This window comes from Chitinophaga sp. GbtcB8 (assembly GCF_019091455.1).
Classification (GTDB): domain Bacteria; phylum Bacteroidota; class Bacteroidia; order Chitinophagales; family Chitinophagaceae; genus Chitinophaga.
In genome coordinates this window covers 1-234 of the sequence record NZ_JAGXJN010000443.1, presented here as the reverse complement: position 1 = coordinate 234, position 234 = coordinate 1, and the positions used below count along the sequence as shown (strand labels likewise).

The 234-nt window shown below is 54.7% G+C and carries 1 protein-coding gene; it reads right to left on the bottom strand.

What is annotated here, in order from left to right:
- The coding region (locus tag KVT36_RS32275; RefSeq protein WP_217607519.1) for a UDP-N-acetylglucosamine 2-epimerase at positions 1-234 on the bottom strand (234 nt) is incomplete at both ends.

The following is a 234-nucleotide window of genomic DNA, read 5'->3' as shown; positions in this document are numbered from 1 at the left end:
GGCCCTTCCGATCTATCCCGCAGGGACATGCAGGGCACGCCCATTACTGTTGTTTCTCCTGTAATACCGCCGGAGTCGGTGAACACAGCTTTTGCATGCGCTACCAGGTAATTAAATTCCAGGTTGCCTAAAGGCGTGGTGAAATATAAATTGGGATGCGCCGGCGCCATACGTTCCAGCTGGTTGGCCGTACGCGGGTGTACGGGGAATATTACTGGCAGCTGCCCGTTGTCA